The following is an 18,158-nucleotide window of genomic DNA, read 5'->3' as shown; positions in this document are numbered from 1 at the left end:
CGACGAGCTGCGGATCTCCTCCAAGAAGCGCGACGACCTCCAGGCCGTGCAGGCCCTGGTGAAGCAGCAGGACTACGACTTCGCGGTGCAGTTCACCAACTACCGCTGAGGAGCGGCTCAGGCGGACTCGCGGCGCAGCCGCGCCAGCTCGTCGACCAGCTCCGGGTCACGCATGACCAGGTAGACCGCGGGGCAGTTCTCCGGACCGGAGGCCCCGGGCTGGCACAACGTGCAGAACTCGCCGGGCCGCAGCGGGCACCTCGGATCGGGCCTCATGCGCCGCACCCCGGGCAGGTCGGACCGGCGCTCGACGTTGTCACCATGTCCGACCTCCCGTACAGTTCGTACTACGAACTATCTTAGTTCGCGACACGAACGAACGCCAAGTTGAAAGCTGTCAGATGCCTGAAGCGCCGGGAGTGGCGGCAGCCCTGGTGCGGCTCAGCTTCCTCGTGCAGTCGGTCTATGCCGAGGTCTGCTCCCAGCACGGCCTGACCCCGCCGCAGGCGCAGCTCCTGTGCGTCGTCTCCGAGTGCCCACGCCGGATGTCCGAGCTCGCTCCGATGATGAGGCTGGAGAAGTCCAGCCTCAGCGGACTCGTCGATCGCGTCGAGCGCAAGGGCTGGGTACGCCGGGTCGCCTCCCCGGAGGATGGTCGCGCCATCACCGTCGAGCTGACCGCCGGAGGCAGGCGACTGGCTGACGCCTTCCACGCTCGAACGACCGAGCGGCTGACCGAGATGGTCGCGTGCATGCCTCCCGACGAGCGCCGGGCGTTCGCCTCCATCGCCGACCAGATCGTCAGCGAGCACGCGGTCCCGGTCGTCTTCCAGGACGCACCCTGAGAGAAGTCCCTGCCCGGCGCCACCGACGTCGGCGGCGCCGGGCAGAGGTGCACCTCGGTGGCGCGGCGCACCCAGCGGGGTGGGTCAGGCCGGCAGCGCCGCCATCGACGGGATCACCGTGGCCCCGGACGCCGGCGTGACCCAGACCCGCGCCCCGGACTCGAGGCCGAGCTGGCGGGCGTGGGTGCGCGTGAGCACGACGGTCACCTCGTCGCCGTCGTCGGTCAGCACGGTCGCCCGGACCTCGAACCCGACCCGAAGCAGTCGCGAGACCGTGCCCTCCGCGGCACCCGAGAGCTGGGGGGTCAGCGAGATGTGCACGTCGTGCGGGCGCAGCATCACGCCGTTGAGCGAGGTGATGTCCCCCAGGAAGCCCATGACGAAGTCGTTGGCGGGCTCGTCGTAGAGCTGGTCGGGCGTGCCGACCTGCTCGACGCGGCCCTCGTTGATGACCACGATCTCGTCGGCGACCTCCATGGCCTCCTCCTGGTCGTGGGTGACGAAGACCGTCGTCACGTGAACCTCGTCGTGCAGGCGGCGCAACCACTCGCGCAGCTCCTTGCGGACCTTCGCGTCGAGCGCTCCGAACGGCTCGTCGAGCAGCAGCACCGACGGCTCCACCGCCAGCGCACGAGCCAGTGCCATGCGCTGGCGCTGGCCACCGGAGAGCTGCGAGGGGAGCCGGTGGGCGAACTGCGAGAGGTGCACCAGACGGAGCAGCTCGTCGACCTTCGCGGCGATCTCCTCCTTGGGACGGTGCCGGATCTCCAGGCCGAAGGCGACGTTCTTGGCCACCGTCATGTGCTTGAAGACCGCATAGTGCTGGAAGACGAACCCGACATTGCGCTTCTGCGGGGGCAGCTTGGTCGCGTCCACCCCTTCGATGCTCACGGTGCCGGCGTCGGCGGAGTCCAGGCCGGCGATGATCCGCAGCAGCGTTGACTTGCCGCCACCGGAGGGGCCCAGCAGAGCGGTGAGCTGCCCGGTGGGCAGCGAGACGTTGACGTTGTCGAGCGCGACGAAGTCACCGAACCTCTTGGTGACTCCTGAGACCTCGATGCTCATGGGTTGCTGTTCTCCTTCGAAGACGGGGGTTCAGTGCTCGCGCTTGGGGCGCAGGACGGCGACGACGACCAGGCAGGCGATGCAGACGAGCGCCAGCAGGAACGCGATGGAGTAGGCCTCCGGCTGCTGGAAGTTCTGGTACTTCGCCTCGACCGCCAGGGTCGCGGTCTGGGTGCGGCCGGTGATGTTGCCGGACACGATCTTCACGGCGCCGAACTCGCCGATCGACCGGGCCAGCGCGAGGACCACGCCGTACACGACGGCCCACTTGATGCTCGGCAGGGTGATCCGCAGGAACGTCTGGCGAGCGCTCGCGCCGAGGCTGCGCGCCGCCTGCTCCTGGTCGTCACCGATCTCGGTGAGCACCGGCACGACCTCGCGGATCACCAGCGGCAGCGCCACGAAGCAGGTCGCCATGATCATGCCGGGGCTGTTGAAGATGACCTGGAGCCCGTTGTCCTCGAGCGTCGGGCCGAACCAACCGTCGCGTCCGTTGTAGACCAGCACGAGAGCGAGACCGACCACCACCGGCGACACGGAGAGCGGCAGGTCGATCAGCGCCGAGAGCACGCGCTTGCCCGGGAACTGGTAGCGGACCAGCAGGATCGAGATCGTCACCCCGAAGACGAGGTTGATCACGACCGCCCAGAACGCCACGACCGCGGTGAGCTGGAGCGCTGCGACCGCGCGGTCGTCGCTGAGCGTGTCGCTGAGGTTCTGCAGACCGCCGTCGAACGTACGGCGCACCAGGAGGCCGACCGGCCACGCGACGAGGAAGAACACGTAGCCGACGGCGAGCACGCGCAGCAGCCAGCGGGTGGGGGACGAGACCTCAACCACGGCGCGACACCCTTCGCTGGACGAGGTCGAGGGCCACGATCACGAACAACGCGACGGCCAACATGACCGAGGCGACCGCAGCCGCCGAGGTGTTGCTGCCGTTCTCGATGAACGTGAGCACCCGGACCGACACGACCTCGGTCTGGAAGGGACGGTTGCCGCTGAGCAGCACCAGGGACCCGTACTCCGAGATGGCGCGCGCGAACGACAGGGCGGCGCCCGCCGCGATGGCGGGAGCCAGGCTCGGCAGGATGATCCGTCGCACGATGGTGGCTCGGCTGGCGCCGAGCGAGGCTGCGGCCTCCTCGACGTCGGCGTCGAGCTCCTCGAGCACCGGCTGCACGGTCCGGACGATGAAGGGCAGGGTCACGAAGGCGAGCGCCAGCGTCACGGCCCGCTCGGTGTTGGCCCAGTGCAGCCCGATCGGGCTGCTGGGCCCGTAGAGCGAGAGCAGCAGCAGGCCGGCGACCACCGTCGGCATGGCGAACGGGACGTCGATGATCACGTCGAGGGCCGGCTTGCCCCAGAACCGATCACGCACCAGCACCCACGCGATGACGGTGCCCATGAAGATGTTGATGACGGTCACGACCAGCGACTGGGTCACGGTGAGCTTGATCGCCGCCCACGTCTGGTCGTTCTGCAGCACGCGCAGGTAGCCGTCCCACCCGCCGGAGGACGCCGCGGCGACGACCGCGGAGAGAGGGATCAGGACCAGCAGGCTGAACCAGATCATGGAGATGCCGAGGCCGATGCCGGCCCCGGGGGTCAGGGTGTTGCGGGGCGCCGAGCGGCGAGCGCGCCGGCGCCGGCGTCCCTCAGGGGACGCCGGCTCGACGGTGTCGCTCGGCCCTTCGAGGAGGGCAGCGGTCATTACTCCTCGCCCACCTTGCCGGTCTCCTGCTGCAGCTGGGTGATGATGCCGAGGGGATTGCCCTCCTCGCCGTCGCCGAAGAACTTGTCCGCGGCCACACCCCAGCCGCCGAAGTCGCCGTCGACGGTGAACAGCTTGTCGGGAGCCGGGAACGGGTCGGACGGGTCGTTGGCGCCCTCGACCTCGCCGATGTCGACGCCGTCGACGACCGGCCGGAAGCCGAACTGCGCGTAGTCGGCCTGGGCATCCGGGGAGGTCATGAAGTCGAGGAACGCCTGGGCGGTCTTGTCGGCGTCGACCGTGACCGCAGCCGGGTTCTCGATGAGCAGCGTGTCCGGCGGGACGACGTAGTCGACGTCTGCGCCGCTCTGCTTGGCCAGGATCGCCTCGTTCTCGTAGGACAGCAGCACGTCACCGGAGCCGTCGGTGAACGCCGTGGTCGCCTCCCGGCCCGACCCCGGCAGCGCGATCGTGTTGTCGAGCAGCTGGGTGAGGAACGCCTTGGCGTCGGCCTCGCTGCCGCCGTTGGCCGCGATGTGCGCCCACGCGGCCAGGATGTTCCACCGCGCCGATCCCGACGACCCGGGGTTGGGCGTGATGATCTCGACGCCCGGCTTGACCAGGTCGTCCCAGGTCTGGATGTTCTCCGGGTTGCCCTTGCGCACGACGAAGACCACCACCGACGAGGTGGCGATGCCCTTGGTCGGGTTGTCCTTCCAGTCCTCGGCCACCAGCCCCTCGCCGACGAGGCGGGTCACGTCGGTCTCCAGGGAGTAGTGCACGACGTCCGCGTCGGCGCCGGCCACGACGGCGCGGCTCTGGTCGCCGGAGGCGCCGTACGACGTCTCGAACTGCACGTCCTTCCCGGCCTCGGTCTTGTCGAAGTCGGCGAAGACGGGCTCGTTGGCCGCCTCCATGACCGAGAAGGCGTTGATGTTGAGCGTCTCGCCGTCGTCACTGCTCGCGGAGCTCGAGCAGCCGGTCAAGGCGAGCACCCCTGCGACCAGCGTCGCCGCAGCCTTGATCGAAGTCTTCATCTCGTCTCTTTCCCGCCTCGACGAACGAGGCTTTACCAAGTAATTACGAGAAGCATACTCGACTTAACCGACTTGATAGTTCAGAGGTCCATACCGCGGCGTGTGTCGTGACTCACGAGGCTCCGATGGGTCCAGCGACAGAGATGGGCCCGGCCCTCCGACGGGCGCGACTATCGTGGGAAGCCGTGCCGGCGAACCCGGCAGAGGCGAAACTGGAACGTGTTCCAGTTTCTCGCGTCCCGCGAGTACGATCACCCTCGTGCCGGGGATCCGGCTCTCGGGCACGCAGGCGTGACGCAACGACGGGAAGTGGGCGCGAGCCGTGTCTATCCAGCAGGGCAAGCAGGTCAAGCAGCTCGACCGGGTCATCATCCGGTTCGCGGGCGACTCCGGTGACGGCATGCAGCTCACCGGCGATCGGTTCACCCAGGAGTCCGCGGTCTTCGGCAACGACCTCGTGACGCTGCCGAACTTCCCGGCCGAGATCCGTGCGCCTCAGGGGACGCTCCCGGGCGTGTCCTCCTTCCAGGTGCACCTCGCCGACCACGACATCCTGACCGCGGGCGATGCGCCCGACGTGCTGGTCGCGATGAACCCCGCCGCGCTCAAGGCCAACCTCGGCGACCTGCCGAAGGGCGCCACGATCATCGTCGACACCCACGACTTCACGGCCCGCAACCTCGCCAAGGCCGGCTACGACACCAACCCGCTCGACCTGCTCGGCGACTCCAACGACCCCTTGGGCGCCTTCAACGTCCAGCCCGTCGACCTGACCGGCATGACGGTCGAGGCGGTCAAGGAGTTCGGCCTCTCGCGCAAGGACGCCGCACGGGCCAAGAACATGTTCGCCCTCGGCCTGCTGTCGTGGATGTATGGGCGTCCCACCGAGCCGACCACCACGTTCCTCGAGAAGCGGTTCGCCAAGGTCGCCGACATCCGCGACGCGAACATCGCGGCCTTCAAGGCCGGCTGGAACTACGGCGAGACCACCGAGACGTTCGTGGTGCAGTACGAGATCAAGCCGGCACCGATGGCCCCGGGCACCTACCGCAACATCACCGGCAACCTCGCGCTCGCCTACGGCCTGATCGCGGGCGGCGTGCAGTCCGGTCTCCCGGTGTTCCTGGGCTCCTACCCGATCACCCCGGCCTCCGACATCCTCCACGAGCTGTCGAAGCACAAGTCGTTCGGCGTGACCACGTTCCAGGCCGAGGACGAGATCGCCGGCGTCGGCGCCGCGATCGGAGCATCGTTCGCCGGTGCCCTGGGCGTGACGACCACGTCTGGTCCGGGCATCGCGCTGAAGTCCGAGGCGATCGGCCTCGCGGTCATGACCGAGCTGCCGCTCCTCGTCGTCGACGTCCAGCGCGGCGGACCGTCGACCGGACTGCCGACCAAGACCGAGCAGGCCGACCTCCTGCAGGCGATGTTCGGCCGCAACGGCGAGGCGCCGCTCCCGATCGTCGCTCCCCAGTCACCCGGCGACTGCTTCGACGCCGCCCTCGAAGCCGCCCGGATCGCGATCACCTACCGCACCCCGGTGATGCTGCTCTCCGACGGCTACCTCGCCAACGGCTCCGAGCCCTGGCGGATCCCCGAGCTCGCCGACCTGCCCACGATCGACCCGGCGTTCGCCACCGAGCCCAACCACCGGCCCGCGAACGCCCAGGGCGAGGACGCGGAGGCCACCGAGTTCTGGCCCTACCTGCGCGACGAGGAGACCCTCGCCCGGCCCTGGGCGGTGCCCGGCACCCCGGGTCTCGAGCACCGCATCGGCGGCCTGGAGAAGGCCGAGGGCCACGGCAACATCTCCTACGACCCTGCCAACCACGACTACATGGTCCGCACCCGCCAGGCCAAGGTCGACCGCATCGCCGAGTCCCTCCCGCCGCTCGTGGTCGACGACCCCTCGGGACAGGCCCGTGTGCTGGTGATCGGCTGGGGATCGACGTACGGCCCCATCGGCGCGGGCGTGCGCCGGGTCCGCAAGGCCGGCTACCACGTGGCCCAGGTGCACCTGCGCCACCTCAACCCGTTCCCGAAGGACCTCGGCGAGATCCTCGCGCGCTACGACAAGGTCCTGGTGCCCGAGATGAACCTCGGCCAGCTCTCGCTGCTGCTGCGCGCCAAGTACCTCGTCGACGCCGTCGGCTACAACCAGGTGCGCGGCCTGCCGCTCAAGGCCGCCGACGTGGCCGACGCCATCGGAGAGCTCATCGCCCAGGCCGAGGGCACGCCGGTCGACCTCACCAGCCCCGTCGAGGAGGCGCTGTCATGACCACCGACCTGAACTTCCCGGGCCTGCGCTCCGGCGTCGAGCTCGTCCCGACGGCCGACGGACCCCAGACCGGCAAGGACTTCACCAGCGACCAGGAGGTGCGCTGGTGCCCCGGCTGCGGTGACTACGCCGTCCTCAAGGCGGTGCAGGGCTTCCTGCCCGACCTGGGTCTTCGTCGCGAGAACATCGTCTTCGTCTCCGGCATCGGCTGCTCCTCGCGGTTCCCCTACTACCTCGACACCTACGGCATGCACTCGATCCACGGTCGGGCGCCGTCGATCGCGACCGGCATCGCCACGGCGCGAGAGGACCTCTCGGTCTGGGTCGTCACCGGCGACGGCGATGCGCTCTCGATCGGTGGCAACCACCTGATCCACGCGCTGCGCCGCAACGTCAACATGACGATCCTGCTGTTCAACAACCGGATCTACGGCCTCACCAAGGGCCAGTACTCCCCCACCTCCGAGGCCGGCAAGATCACCAAGTCGACCCCGATGGGCTCGCTCGACCACCCGTTCAACCCGGTCTCGCTCGCGCTCGGGGCCGAGGGCTCGTTCGTCGCCCGCACCATCGACTCCGACCGCAAGCACCTCACCGCGGTGCTGTCGGCGGCGGCCGCCCACCGGGGCACGTCGTTCGTGGAGATCTACCAGAACTGCCCGATCTTCAACGACGGCGCGTTCGATGCCATCAAGAACAACGACACCAAGGCCGACGCGATCATCCCGCTCGTGCACGGCGAGCCGATCCGCTTCGGCGCTCCCGACGCCTCCGGCCAGGGGGCCAAGGGCCTGGTCCGCGACACCGAGACCGGCGGAGTCCGGGTCGTCGAGGTCGGCAGCGAGCCCGGCCAGGTGAGCGCTGATGCCCTCCTGGTCCACGACGCCCACAACCCCGATCCGAGCACGGCGTTCGCGATCTCGCGGCTGACCGACTCCGGCTACCTCAACCAGTCGCCGATCGGCATCTTCCGTCAGGTCGAGCGCCCGACGTACGACGACCAGGCGCGCGCCCAGGTGGCCGACGCGAAGGCGGCCGCGCCGGGTGACCGGGCCGAGAAGCTCGCCGCGCTCATCGGTGCCGGCGACACCTGGACGGTCGCCTGACGGGACGCGCCCGGTCTCACGAACACAGAAGGGTCCCGCCCGAGAGCGGGACCCTTCGTGCGTTCCCGAGGTTCAGAAGCGCGTCGTGTAGGTCTTGTACACGTGCGTCCAGGACTTGGCATACCCGCCGTAGGCCTTGACGTAACCCCGCCAGTACCAGTTGCCGTGCTTGGGCGCGTAGACGCGCACCTCCCACTTCTCCTTCGGCCCGCGGGTGGGGACCTTCTTGAAGACCTTCCACGTGCACGACTTCTTGGCGCACGTCTTCTTCTGCACGACGACCGGGCCGTGGCCGGGGCTGACCCGGCCGTGGAAGAACAGCTTGCCGCGACGCTTGTCGATGCCGTCGTGCAGGTTGCGGACCGGCTTGTCGGTGCCCCGCGCAGCAGGGGCCGCGGCGATCGCGCGGGCGGCGACGGCCTCGCTCGGCGCGGTCTGAGCGGTGGCGGGCGCGAGCAGCGGCGCGGCTAGCCCGCCGAGGCTCAGTGCGATCGAGGCGGTCAGGACGGTCAGGCGAGAACGCATCCGTGGGGTCTCCCTCCGAGACGTGGGCGGGCCCTCCGTCTCAGGCCCCGTGCCCGGGAACCTCCCCCGCGGCCCGCGGCACCAAACCCCTCAGACGCCCTCTTATGCTGTGCGCGTGCCGGAACCGCGTCGTGGACTGATGTTCGGGTTCGCGGCCTACGCCATGTGGGGAGCGTTCCCGCTCTACTGGCCGCTGCTGGAGCCCGCTGGCGCGGCGGAGATCCTGGCGCACCGGGTGCTGTGGTCGTGCATCACGATGGGCCTGCTGATGGTGCTGCTGCGGCGCACGACGCACCTGCGTGCGGTCGCGCGCGACCGACGGGTCCGGGTGCTGCTCACCGTCGCCGCCGCCGTGATCAGCGTGAACTGGGTGACCTACATCTGGGGCGTCAACAACGACCGGGTCGTCGAGACCTCCTTGGGCTACTTCATCAACCCGCTGGTCACGGTGCTCATGGGGGTGCTGATCCTCGGCGAGCGGCTGCGCCCGCTCCAGTGGATGGCACTCGGCCTCGCGTGCGTGGCGGTGGTGGTGCTGGCCGTCGACTACGGGCACCTGCCGTGGGTGGCGCTGGTCCTGGCCTTCTCGTTCGGCAGCTACGGGTTGTGCAAGAAGACCGCCAACGTCGGCGCGACCGAGAGCCTCGCGTTCGAGACCGCCGTGATCGCCCCGGTCGCCGCCGGCTACCTGATCTGGCTCGGCGCCACCGGCGACTCGGACTTCGCCAGCCACGGGGCCGGCCACGCGCTCCTGTTCCTGAGCACCGGCATCGTGACCGCCGTGCCGCTGATCTGCTTCGGCGCCGCGGCCACCCGCGTCTCGATGGTCACCCTGGGGTTGTTGCAGTACCTCGCACCGATCCTGCAGTTCGCGCTCGGCGTCCTGTGGTTCCACGAGGACATGCCGGCGGGCCGCTGGGTCGGCTTCGTGCTGGTCTGGATCGCGCTGGTCGTCTTCACCGCCGAGGCGGTCAACCACCGCCGTCGCCAGCTGCGCCTCACCGTCGAAGCGACCACTGCCGCCTGAACGTTGATTCGTGAGTTGTGACGGTTCAGTCGTGAGTTGTGACGGTCGAGTCGGGAGTTATCTCCCGACTCGACCGTCACAAGTCCCGACTCAACGTGCAGAAGTCCCGAATCAACGGTCAGGAGGAGCGAACGGCCACCAGGTCGGCGAAGGCCTCGAGGGCGTCGCGGACCGGGCCGGCCGGGACGGCGGCGAGATGGGCCTTGGCCTCGCGGGCCTGGTTGACGACGTAGTCGCGCGCCTGGCCCAGCGCCGGGTGGGCCCGCAGGAGGCGCAGAGCCTCGGCGTGGCGGTCGTCGTCGGTCAGGTCACCGGCGAGCAGCTCGTGCAGGCGCGCGTCGGCCGGATCGGTCGAGGCGAGCGCCATCAGCACCGGCAGGGTCGGCACGCCCTCACGCAGGTCGGTGCCCGGCGTCTTGCCGGACTCACCGGACTCGGAGGCGATGTCGAGGATGTCGTCGGAGAGCTGGAACGCCGAGCCGACGATCTCGCCGTACGCCGTCAGCGCCTCCTCGACCTCGGGGGTCGCGCCGCCGAACCGCGCGCCGTAGCGCGCCGAGGTCGCGATCAACGACCCGGTCTTGCCGGCCACCACGTCGAGGTAGTGCGCGAGCGGGTCCTCGCCCGGCCCGGGCTGCACGGTCTCGAGGATCTGCCCCTCGACCAGGCGGGTGAACGTCTGGGCCTGGATGCGGACCGCGTCGGGGCCCAGGTCCGCGGTCAGCTCGGAGGACTTCGAGAACAGGAAGTCGCCGGTGAGGATCGCGACGTGGTTGTCCCAGCGGGCGTTGGCCGACACCGCTCCGCGGCGCAGCTCCGCCTCGTCCATGACGTCGTCGTGGTAGAGCGAGGCGAGGTGGGTCAGCTCGACGACACAGGCCGCGGTGATGACCTCCTCGGACTCGGGACGATCACCCGTCTCGGCCGCGAGCAGCACCAGCAGCGGTCGGAACCGCTTGCCGCCGGCGCTCATCAGGTGGCTGGCGGTCTCGCTGACGAAGCCGGCGCGGCTGACCACATGGCCAGCCAGCGCCTCCTCGACCGCGGCCATGCGGTCGCGGAGCCTCGAGGCGAGGGCCTCGTCGGTGACGGGCAGCGCCAGTCCGGGAGAAGCAGTGGTCACCTGACGAATTGTCCCGCATTGGCCGCGAGGTCCAGCACCGGGCCGGGCACGACGCCGAGCACCAGCGTCGCGGCCACACCGACGAGGATCGTCGCCGAGGTCAGCACCGACGGCTTCGTGACGCTGGCGACCTCGCCCGAGACCGCCACGTCGTCGTCATCGAAGAACATCAGCAGGATCACGCGGACGTAGAAGAACACCGCGATGATGCTGCACGCCACCGCCGCGATCACCACGGGCCAGGCCCCGGCGGCCAGCGCCACCGTGAAGACCGCCCACTTGCCGACGAACCCGGCGGTCAGCGGGATGCCGGCCATCGAGAGCAGGAAGAAGGCGAAGATCCCGGCGACCACCGGCGAGCGGCGCCCGAGCCCCCGCCAGCGCGCGAACTGGGTGGCCTCGCCGCCCGCGTCGCGCACGAGCGTGACGAGGGCGAACGCCCCGATGATCGAGAAGCCGTACGTCACCAGGTAGAACAGCACCGCCTGCAGCGAGGTGACCTCGCCGTCGGCCAGCTCGGAGGCCTGCTGGACACCCAGCACGCCGGTGAGCAGGAACCCGGTGTGGGCGACCGAGGAGTAGGCGAGCATCCGCTTCATGTCGGTCTGGACGATGGCGAGCACCGCGCCGACCAGCATCGTGAGGATCGCGATGACCCACAGCATCGGCTGCCAGCTCCAGCGGTCGGCGCCGAAGGCGACGTAGTAGAGGCGGAGCATCGCGCCGAAGGCGGCGATCTTGGTGCCGGCCGCCATGAACGCGGTGACCGCGGTCGGGGCGCCCTGGTAGACGTCGGGGGTCCAGGAGTGGAACGGCGCAGCGCCGACCTTGAACAGCAGGCCCACCGACAGCATGCCGAGGCCGATCAGCAGCAGCGTCTGGTTGCCGATGTCGTCGCGGACCGCCTCGTTGATCTGCGCGAAGCCCATCGCTCCGGAGAACCCGTAGATCAGGGCCGCACCGTAGAGGAAGAACGCCGAGGAGAACGCGCCGAGCAGGAAGTACTTGAGCGCGGCCTCCTGGCTCAGCAGGCGGCGGCGGCGCGCCAGGCCACAGAGCAGGTAGAGCGGCAGCGAGAGCACCTCGAGGGCCACGAACAGCGTCAGCAGGTCGTTGGCGGCCGGGAACAGCATCATGCCGCCGAGCGCGAACATCATCAGCGGGTAGACCTCGGTGTGCTCCAGACCCCGGGTCGATGCCTGGCGCTCGGCCTCCGTGCCGGGCAGCGCGGCCGCCTGGCCGGCGAACGTCGAGACGCCGCCCTCGAGCCGGCGCTCGGCGAACAGCAGCGCACCGCCGAGGCCGAAGACCAGGAGGATGCCCCAGAAGAACACCGTCGGGCCGTCGACGGCGATCGTGCCCATGGCGTCGACCGTCCCGCGCGCGGCACCGTCACCGAGCACGTCGAGGTCGCGGGCGACGAGGATCGTGCCGAGCAGGGCGGCGAGGATGCCCGCCACCGCGAGCAGGGTCTGGACGACGAAGCGCAGGGCGCGCGGCACGAACGCCTCGACGACGACCCCGGCGCAGGCGACGCCGAAGACCACGAGGAGCGGCCACAGGTCGGCGTACTCGATCGTGGGCTTGGTGAAGTCCATCAGTGAGCACCTTCCTCGGCGTGGCCGGCGACCGACGGAGCCTCGTCGGAGACACCGACGTGCTGCATCAGGGAGTCGACCATGGGGTTGCTGACGTCGAGCAACGGCGACGGGTAGAAGCCGAAGAACACCAGCGCGAGCATCAGGGGAACGACCGCGACGAGCTCACGCCGGTCGAGGTCGACCATGACCTCGTGGCGCTCGTCGCCTGGCAGCGGCGGCCCGGTCATCGTCCGCTGGTAGAGCCACAGCACGTAGACCGCGGCGAGCACGATGCCGGTCACGGCGATCGCGCCGACCCACCAGTGGTAGTCGAAGGCCGAGATCAGCACCAGGATCTCCGAGACGAACTGGCTCAGGCCCGGGAGGCCGAGCGTCGCCAGTCCGGCCACGAGGAACAGCCCGGCGAGGACCGGGGCCTTGGACTCGACGCCGGTGATCTGGCTGATCAGCGAGGTGCCCTTGCGCTTGATCAGGTAGCCGGCGATGAGGAACAGCGCGGCGGTGCCGACGCCGTGGTTGACCATGTAGAGGATCGAGCCGGAGCCGCCCTGGCTGCTGAACGCGAAGATGCCCAGCGTGATGAAGCCGAAGTGGCTCAGCGAGGTCAGGCCGATCAGCCGCAGGATGTCGTCCTGGCCGATCGCGACCAGCGCGCCGTAGACGATCGACACGAGGGCGATCGCGACGACGACCGGGGTCGCCCACTGGGAGGCCTCGGGGAACAGGCCCAGGCAGAACCGCAGCATCCCGAACGTGCCGATCTTGTCGAGCACGCACACCAGCAGCACGCTCGTGCCCGGGGTGGCCTTCTCGGTCGTGTCTGCCAGCCACGTGTGCAGCGGGAACAGCGGCGCCTTGATCGCGAAGGCGATCATGAAGCCCACGAACAGCCAGCGCTCGGTGGTGGTGCCGATGTCGAGCTGGGCGAGGTCGCTGAGGAGGTAGGACGGGGTGCCGGCGTCGGAGGAGACGACGTAGAGCCCGATCACGGCGGCGAGCAGGATCAGGCCGCCGGCCAGCTGGTACATGAGGAACTTCAGCGCGGCGTAGCCCCGACCGGCGCGCCCGAAGCGGCCGATGAGGAAGTACGCCGGGATCAGCGTCGCCTCGAACACCATGTAGAAGAGGAAGACGTCGGTGGCGGCGAAGACCGCGATGGCGAACGACTCGAGCGCGAGCGCCCAGGCGAAGAACGCGGCCGGCGAGCGGTCGTCGGCCTCGTGCCACGAGGCGACGAACACGATCGGCACCAGGGCGACCGTCATCAGGATCAGCAGGAGCCCCAGCCCATCGACGCCGAGTGCGTAGTGGACGCCGAAGGCCTCGATCCAGGTGTGGGTCTCGGTGAGCTGCATGCCGTCGCCGGTGTTGTACTGCGTCGCCATCGCGATGCCGACGGCGAGCGTCAGCAGCGAGAAGACCAGCCCCACCTGCTTGGGCAGGACCGAGCCCGGAGCCTTGGGCACGAGGGCCGTCACCAGGGCGCCGACCAACGGCAGCGCCCAGAGGACGGTGAGCCAGGGGAAGTCGCTCATGCGAGATTCACCGCCAGGAGAGCAAGGACGACGAGCAGAGCGCCGCCGAGGAGGGACAGGGCGTAGGTGCGGACGAAGCCGTTCTGCGCGCGGCGGGCCACGGCACCGAGACTCCCGATCGCGATCGGACCGCCCGTGAAGGTGCCGTCCACCACGTGCTTGTCGACCGCGAGGAGGCCGCCGACCAGGTGCCGGGTCGGGGTGACGACCAGGCCGTCGTTGATCTGGTTGCCGTAGAGCTCGGCGCGTGCCGCGCGGGTCACGAAGGAGACGTCCTGCGGCGCGGTGCGCGGGATGTCCCGCTTGCCGAACAACACGAAGGCCAAGGCGACACCAGAGGCGACGACCAGCACCGCGATCGTGGTGATCGCCAGCGCGGGCAGCGGCGGGTCCTCATGGGCGCCCGTCCCGACGACCGGCGCCAGGAAGTCCTGGATCCAGTCACCGGCGAGCATCACGCCACCGAGCACGGACAGGGCCGCGAGGACCATCAGCGGGATCGTCATCACCGAGGGGGACTCGTGCGGGTGCACGTCCTTCTCCCAGCGCTTCTCGCCCAGGAACGTCATCAGCATCATCCGGGTCATGTAGAAGCCGGTGATGCCGGCACCGAGGAGCGCACAGATGCCGACCAGCCAGTTGTCGGCCAGCGCGGTCTCGATGATCTTGTCCTTGGACCAGAAGCCGGAGAAGCCCGGGAACCCGATGATCGCGAGGTAGCCCATCGCGAACGTCAGGAACGTCACCGGCATCATCTTGCGCAGGGCGCCGTAGTGGCGCATGTCCACGTCGTCGTTCATGCCGTGCATGACCGAGCCGGCGCCGAGGAACATGTTGGCCTTGAAGAACCCGTGCGTGAGCAGGTGGAAGATCGCGAAGGCGTAGCCCGCCGCGCCGAGGCCGGCGCCGAGCATCATGTAGCCGATCTGGCTCATCGTGGAGCCGGCCAGGCCCTTCTTGATGTCGTCCTTGGCGCATCCGATCGCGGCACCCCAGAGGATCGAGATCAAGGCGACGACGACCACCGCCGTCTGGGCGTCGGGCGCCAGCTCGAAGATGAAGTTGGACCGGACGATCAGGTAGACGCCGGCGGTCACCATCGTGGCCGCGTGGATGAGGGCCGAGACCGGGGTCGGGCCCTCCATCGCGTCGAGCAGCCAGGCCTGCAGGGGGAACTGGGCGGACTTCGCGCAGGCGCCGAGCAGGAGCAGCAGGCCGAGGATCGTCAGCTTGGTCTCGGAGGCGCCGGCGGCGTTCTCGCTGATCACGGTGAAGCTCGTGGACCCGAAGGTCACGAAGAACATCATGATCGCGGTCGACATGCCCATGTCACCGACGCGGTTGATGACGAACGCCTTCTTGGCGGCGGCGGCCGCGGACGGCTTGTGCTGCCAGAAGCCGATGAGGAGGTACGACGCGAGACCGACGCCCTCCCAGCCGAGGAACAGCCCGAGGTAGTTCTCCGCGAGCACCAGCGTGAGCATCGCGGCCACGAACAGGTTGAGGTAGGCGAAGAACCGGCGCCGCCGCGGGTCGTGGGACATATAGCCGATCGAGTAGACGTGGATCAGCGAGCCGACGCCGGTGATCAGCAGGAGGAACAGCGCCGACAACGGGTCGTAGAGCAGGTCGGCGCCGACGTCGAGGCCGCCGACCTGGATCCAGCTGTAGAGGTGCTGGGTGATCTGGCGCTGGCCCTCGTCACGGCCGAGCAGGTCGACGAACAGCGCCAGGGAGATCCCGAACGAGCCGATCGGCATCAGCGTGCCGAGCAGGTGTCCCCACTTGTCGGTGAACCTCCCGCCGATCAGCAGGATCGCGGCGCCGGCGAGCGGCAGCGCGACGATCAGCCACAGCAGCGAGTAGATGCCGTCCGCGTCCGTCGGCGCGACGACCGGGATGGCTCCCTCGTTGAATGCGTACATAGACCCAGTCACCTCAGTACTTCAGCAGGCTGGCGTCGTCGACCGAGGCCGAGCGACGGGTCCGGAAGATGGTCATGATGATCGCGAGCCCGACGACCACCTCGGCAGCCGCGACCACCATCACGAAGAACGCGGCGATCTGACCGTCGAGGTTGCCGTGCTGGCGGGCGAAGGCGACCAGCGCGAGGTTCGAGGCGTTGAGCATCAGCTCGACGCACATGAACACCACGATCGCGTTGCGGCGCGTGAGCACCCCGACGCAGCCGATCGTGAACAGGATCCCCGAGAGGACCACGTAGGCGGTCACGTTCATTCGGAGTCGTCCTCTCCGGTGGCGGGAGCCGCCTCGGTCGTCGTGGCCGGCGCGACCGCGTCACGCCCGGCGTGCGGGGCGTCGCCGATCTGGCCGCGGATCTGCTCGATGTCCTCGGCACGGGCCGGTGCCGAGCGCACGGTGCCGCGCGCAGCGAGCACCCGGGAGACCGAGGACTCCGCGGCCGTCCCGTCCGGCAGGAGCGCCGGGGTGTCGACGGCGTTGTGCCGCGCGTAGACGCCCGGTGGCGGCAGCGGACCGAGGTGGGTGCCGCGCTCGGCGTAGTCCTTGACCCGCTGGGCGGCCATCGAGGCCTGCGTGGCCTTGGGCGTGAGGCGCTCGCGGTGGGCGAGCACCATCGCGCCGACGGCCGCTGTGATCAGCAGCGCGCTGGTGGTCTCGAAGGCGAAGACGTAACGGCTGAACAGGATGTTCGCCAGCGACTCGATGTTGCCGCCGGAGTTGGCGTTCTCGAGGCCGACCGCGGTGCCCAGGGAGATCTGGCCGAGGCCGAGGACGAGCACCAGGCCGAGGGCCAGGCCTGCGATCGCGGCGAGCACCCGCTGGCCGCGGATCGTCTCGACCACCGAGTCCGAGGCGTCGACACCCACGAGCATCACGACGAAGAGGAACAGCATCAAGATCGCGCCGGTGTAGACGATGATCTGCACTGCGAACAGGAACGGCGCCTCGAGCGCGGCGTAGAGCACCGCGAGCGACATCATCACGACGGCCAGCAGCAACGCGGCGTGGACGGCCTTGCGGACGAAGAGGATGCCGAGGGCCGCGATCACCATGACCGGGGCGAGGATCCAGAACGCGGTCATGCTCCTGCCTCCGTGCTGGTAGCGCCGGGTGCCGGCGCCGCGAACTCGCCGCGGTAGTAGGCGCCCTCGTCGTCGCCGAGCCGCATCGGGTGCGGCGGCTGCTCCATGCCGGGCAGCAGCGGCGCCAGCAGGTCGGACTTCTCGTAGATCAGGTCCGCGCGGTTGTCGTCGGCCAGCTCGTACTCGTTGGTCATCGTGAGCGCTCGAGTCGGGCAGGCCTCGATGCACAGTCCGCAGAGGATGCAGCGCAGGTAGTTGATCTGGTAGACGCGGCCGTAGCGCTCACCGGGGCTGAAGCGACCCGACTGCCCGTCGGGGCCGACCTCGTCGCTGTTGGACGCGCCCTCGACGTAGATCGCGTCGGCCGGGCAGGCCCAGGCGCACAGCTCGCAGCCGACGCACTTCTCGAGGCCGTCGGGCCAGCGGTTGAGCTGGTGCCGGCCGTGGAAGCGCGGCGCGGTCGGGACCTTCTCGAAGGGGTACTGCTCGGTGACGACCTTCTTGAACATCGTCCGGAAGGTCACCCCGAACCCCGCGATGGGGTCCCAGAACTGCTCCCGCATGCTCTTGGACTCGGATGGGCCGGCCATCAGATCTCCTCCCCCGTGCTGCTGGCGGCAGCGCTGGGCTGTGACGTGGACTGCGAGGTGACCGGCGAACGACGGTCGAACGTGAGCGGCGCGGCTGCGCCGCGGACCGCGCCACCGGTCGGCATCGGCGGTACGGGGTAGGCACCCGGGTGCGCCGGGGCCGGAGCGACCGTGGGCGTCTCCTCGGTCTCGCTGCCGAAGAAGAACAGCGCCAGGAAGAGCACGGCGAGCACGCCGATGCCGATCAGGAGGTACTGCCGGTCGATGCCGCCGTCGAGCGAGATCGCGCGGATCGTGGCGACCGCGATGATCCAGACCAGCGAGACCGGGATCAGCCGCTTCCAGCCGAACGCCATGAACTGGTCGTAGCGCAGACGGGGCAGCGTGCCGCGCAGCCAGATGAAGATGAACACGAAGAAGATGACCTTGCCGAGGAACCACAGGACCGGCCAGTAGCCCTCGTTGGCGCCGGCCCAGACCTCGTCGATCCAGAACGGCGCGTGCCAGCCGCCGAGGAACAGCGTCGTCGCCACCGCGGAGACCGTCGCCATGTTGATGTACTCGGCGAGGAAGAACAGCGCGAACGTCATCGAGGAGTACTCGGTGTGGAAGCCGCCGACCAGCTCGCCCTCGGCCTCGGGGAGGTC

The 18,158-nt window shown here is 69.4% G+C and carries 19 protein-coding genes; 5 read left to right on the top strand and 14 right to left on the bottom strand.

Annotation, left to right across the window (positions count from 1 at the left end; all coding sequences use genetic code 11):
• A partial coding sequence (locus Q0L15_RS23225; protein WP_296607224.1) for a DUF520 family protein occupies nt 1–109 on the top strand: 109 nt, incomplete at its 5' end.
• 8 nt (nt 110–117) lie between these two features.
• Here Q0L15_RS23225 and Q0L15_RS23220 read toward each other — a convergent pair.
• A complete protein-coding gene (locus Q0L15_RS23220; RefSeq protein ID WP_296607223.1) occupies nt 118–276 on the bottom strand; it encodes a DUF6767 domain-containing protein in 159 nt (52 codons plus the stop codon).
• Between the two features lie 125 nt (nt 277–401).
• Between Q0L15_RS23220 and Q0L15_RS23215 the strand changes: the two genes are divergently transcribed.
• Complete coding sequence (locus Q0L15_RS23215; RefSeq protein WP_296607222.1) at nt 402–845, top strand: MarR family transcriptional regulator; 444 nt, start codon at nt 402–404, stop codon at nt 843–845.
• Nucleotides 846–929: 84 nt separating this feature from the next.
• Here Q0L15_RS23215 and Q0L15_RS23210 read toward each other — a convergent pair whose 3' ends face one another.
• Genes Q0L15_RS23210 through Q0L15_RS23195 form a run of 4 tightly spaced genes read right to left on the bottom strand, consistent with a single transcriptional unit; the run spans nt 930 to nt 4,661 of the window.
• Nucleotides 930–1,910 carry a TOBE-like domain-containing protein gene (locus Q0L15_RS23210; RefSeq protein WP_296607221.1) on the bottom strand — a complete coding sequence of 327 codons (981 nt, stop codon included), beginning with the start codon at nt 1,908–1,910 and terminating at the stop codon, nt 930–932.
• Between the two features lie 30 nt (nt 1,911–1,940).
• Complete coding sequence (locus Q0L15_RS23205) at nt 1,941–2,750, bottom strand: sulfate ABC transporter permease subunit (RefSeq protein WP_296607220.1); 810 nt, start codon at nt 2,748–2,750, stop codon at nt 1,941–1,943.
• Complete coding sequence (cysT, locus tag Q0L15_RS23200; RefSeq protein WP_296607219.1) at nt 2,743–3,624, bottom strand: sulfate ABC transporter permease subunit CysT; 882 nt, start codon at nt 3,622–3,624, stop codon at nt 2,743–2,745. Before cysT ends, Q0L15_RS23205 begins: the two co-directional genes overlap by 8 nt.
• Complete coding sequence (locus Q0L15_RS23195; RefSeq protein WP_296607218.1) at nt 3,624–4,661, bottom strand: sulfate ABC transporter substrate-binding protein; 1,038 nt, start codon at nt 4,659–4,661, stop codon at nt 3,624–3,626. Before Q0L15_RS23195 ends, cysT begins: the two co-directional genes overlap by 1 nt.
• 322 nt (nt 4,662–4,983) lie before the next feature.
• On the opposite strand from Q0L15_RS23195, the gene Q0L15_RS23190 reads away from it, so the two are divergent.
• Nucleotides 4,984–6,939, top strand: coding sequence for a 2-oxoacid:acceptor oxidoreductase subunit alpha (locus Q0L15_RS23190; RefSeq protein WP_296607217.1), 1,956 nt, complete (start codon nt 4,984–4,986; stop codon nt 6,937–6,939).
• Nucleotides 6,936–8,045 carry a 2-oxoacid:ferredoxin oxidoreductase subunit beta gene (locus tag Q0L15_RS23185; RefSeq protein WP_296607216.1) on the top strand — a complete coding sequence of 370 codons (1,110 nt, stop codon included), beginning with the start codon at nt 6,936–6,938 and terminating at the stop codon, nt 8,043–8,045. Before Q0L15_RS23190 ends, Q0L15_RS23185 begins: the two co-directional genes overlap by 4 nt.
• Nucleotides 8,046–8,117: 72 nt before the next feature.
• Here the strand turns inward: Q0L15_RS23185 and Q0L15_RS23180 are convergent, their stop codons facing one another.
• A complete protein-coding gene (locus tag Q0L15_RS23180; RefSeq protein ID WP_296607215.1) occupies nt 8,118–8,570 on the bottom strand; it encodes a hypothetical protein in 453 nt (150 codons plus the stop codon).
• A gap of 115 nt (nt 8,571–8,685) precedes the next feature.
• On the opposite strand from Q0L15_RS23180, the gene rarD reads away from it, so the two are divergent.
• Nucleotides 8,686–9,597, top strand: a complete 912-nt coding sequence (rarD, locus tag Q0L15_RS23175) for an EamA family transporter RarD (protein WP_296607214.1) — start codon at nt 8,686–8,688, stop codon at nt 9,595–9,597.
• A 118-nt stretch (nt 9,598–9,715) separates the two neighbouring features.
• On the opposite strand, the gene Q0L15_RS23170 is transcribed toward rarD, so the two are convergent.
• The 8 genes from Q0L15_RS23170 to Q0L15_RS23135 all read right to left on the bottom strand — a co-directional run.
• Nucleotides 9,716–10,720 (bottom strand): polyprenyl synthetase family protein, encoded by a 1,005-nt coding sequence (locus Q0L15_RS23170; protein ID WP_296607213.1) that lies wholly within the window; start codon nt 10,718–10,720, stop codon nt 9,716–9,718.
• On the bottom strand, nt 10,717–12,318 hold the full coding sequence (gene nuoN, locus Q0L15_RS23165; protein WP_296607212.1) for an NADH-quinone oxidoreductase subunit NuoN: 1,602 nt from the start codon (nt 12,316–12,318) through the stop codon (nt 10,717–10,719). Before nuoN ends, Q0L15_RS23170 begins: the two co-directional genes overlap by 4 nt.
• On the bottom strand, nt 12,318–13,856 hold the full coding sequence (locus tag Q0L15_RS23160; protein WP_296607211.1) for an NADH-quinone oxidoreductase subunit M: 1,539 nt from the start codon (nt 13,854–13,856) through the stop codon (nt 12,318–12,320). The genes nuoN and Q0L15_RS23160 overlap by 1 nt, the downstream gene beginning before the upstream one ends.
• On the bottom strand, nt 13,853–15,781 hold the full coding sequence (nuoL, locus tag Q0L15_RS23155; protein WP_296607210.1) for an NADH-quinone oxidoreductase subunit L: 1,929 nt from the start codon (nt 15,779–15,781) through the stop codon (nt 13,853–13,855). Before nuoL ends, Q0L15_RS23160 begins: the two co-directional genes overlap by 4 nt.
• A 13-nt stretch (nt 15,782–15,794) precedes the next feature.
• Nucleotides 15,795–16,094: an NADH-quinone oxidoreductase subunit NuoK gene (gene nuoK, locus Q0L15_RS23150; RefSeq protein ID WP_284532386.1), complete on the bottom strand. Its 300-nt coding sequence runs from the start codon at nt 16,092–16,094 to the stop codon at nt 15,795–15,797.
• A complete protein-coding gene (locus Q0L15_RS23145) occupies nt 16,091–16,921 on the bottom strand; it encodes an NADH-quinone oxidoreductase subunit J (protein ID WP_296607209.1) in 831 nt (276 codons plus the stop codon). Before Q0L15_RS23145 ends, nuoK begins: the two co-directional genes overlap by 4 nt.
• A complete protein-coding gene (nuoI, locus tag Q0L15_RS23140) occupies nt 16,918–17,511 on the bottom strand; it encodes an NADH-quinone oxidoreductase subunit NuoI (protein ID WP_296607208.1) in 594 nt (197 codons plus the stop codon). The genes Q0L15_RS23145 and nuoI overlap by 4 nt, the downstream gene beginning before the upstream one ends.
• A partial coding sequence (locus tag Q0L15_RS23135; protein ID WP_296607207.1) for an NADH-quinone oxidoreductase subunit H occupies nt 17,511–18,158 on the bottom strand: 648 nt, incomplete at its 5' end. The genes nuoI and Q0L15_RS23135, both read right to left, overlap by 1 nt.

This window comes from Nocardioides sp. (assembly GCF_024509035.1).
Classification (GTDB): domain Bacteria; phylum Actinomycetota; class Actinomycetes; order Propionibacteriales; family Nocardioidaceae; genus Nocardioides.
The sequence above is the reverse complement of the archived record's forward strand: the minus strand, read 5'-3'. Positions and strand labels throughout refer to the sequence as shown.

Bases quoted from the DNA above. Each gene is read 5' to 3' on its own strand.
- nuoK (WP_284532386.1), bottom strand. From the start codon at position 16,094: ATGAACGTGACCGCCTACGTGGTCCTCTCGGGGATCCTGTTCACGATC.
- Q0L15_RS23180 (WP_296607215.1), bottom strand. From the start codon at position 8,570: ATGCGTTCTCGCCTGACCGTCCTGACCGCCTCGATCGCACTGAGCCTC.
- Q0L15_RS23215 (WP_296607222.1), top strand. From the start codon at position 402: ATGCCTGAAGCGCCGGGAGTGGCGGCAGCCCTGGTGCGGCTCAGCTTC.
- nuoI (WP_296607208.1), bottom strand. From the start codon at position 17,511: ATGGCCGGCCCATCCGAGTCCAAGAGCATGCGGGAGCAGTTCTGGGAC.
- Q0L15_RS23145 (WP_296607209.1), bottom strand. From the start codon at position 16,921: ATGACCGCGTTCTGGATCCTCGCCCCGGTCATGGTGATCGCGGCCCTC.
- Q0L15_RS23210 (WP_296607221.1), bottom strand. From the start codon at position 1,910: ATGAGCATCGAGGTCTCAGGAGTCACCAAGAGGTTCGGTGACTTCGTC.
- Q0L15_RS23220 (WP_296607223.1), bottom strand. From the start codon at position 276: ATGAGGCCCGATCCGAGGTGCCCGCTGCGGCCCGGCGAGTTCTGCACG.
- nuoL (WP_296607210.1), bottom strand. From the start codon at position 15,781: ATGTACGCATTCAACGAGGGAGCCATCCCGGTCGTCGCGCCGACGGAC.
- cysT (WP_296607219.1), bottom strand. From the start codon at position 3,624: ATGACCGCTGCCCTCCTCGAAGGGCCGAGCGACACCGTCGAGCCGGCG.
- Q0L15_RS23160 (WP_296607211.1), bottom strand. From the start codon at position 13,856: ATGAGCGACTTCCCCTGGCTCACCGTCCTCTGGGCGCTGCCGTTGGTC.
- nuoN (WP_296607212.1), bottom strand. From the start codon at position 12,318: ATGGACTTCACCAAGCCCACGATCGAGTACGCCGACCTGTGGCCGCTC.
- Q0L15_RS23185 (WP_296607216.1), top strand. From the start codon at position 6,936: ATGACCACCGACCTGAACTTCCCGGGCCTGCGCTCCGGCGTCGAGCTC.
- Q0L15_RS23195 (WP_296607218.1), bottom strand. From the start codon at position 4,661: ATGAAGACTTCGATCAAGGCTGCGGCGACGCTGGTCGCAGGGGTGCTC.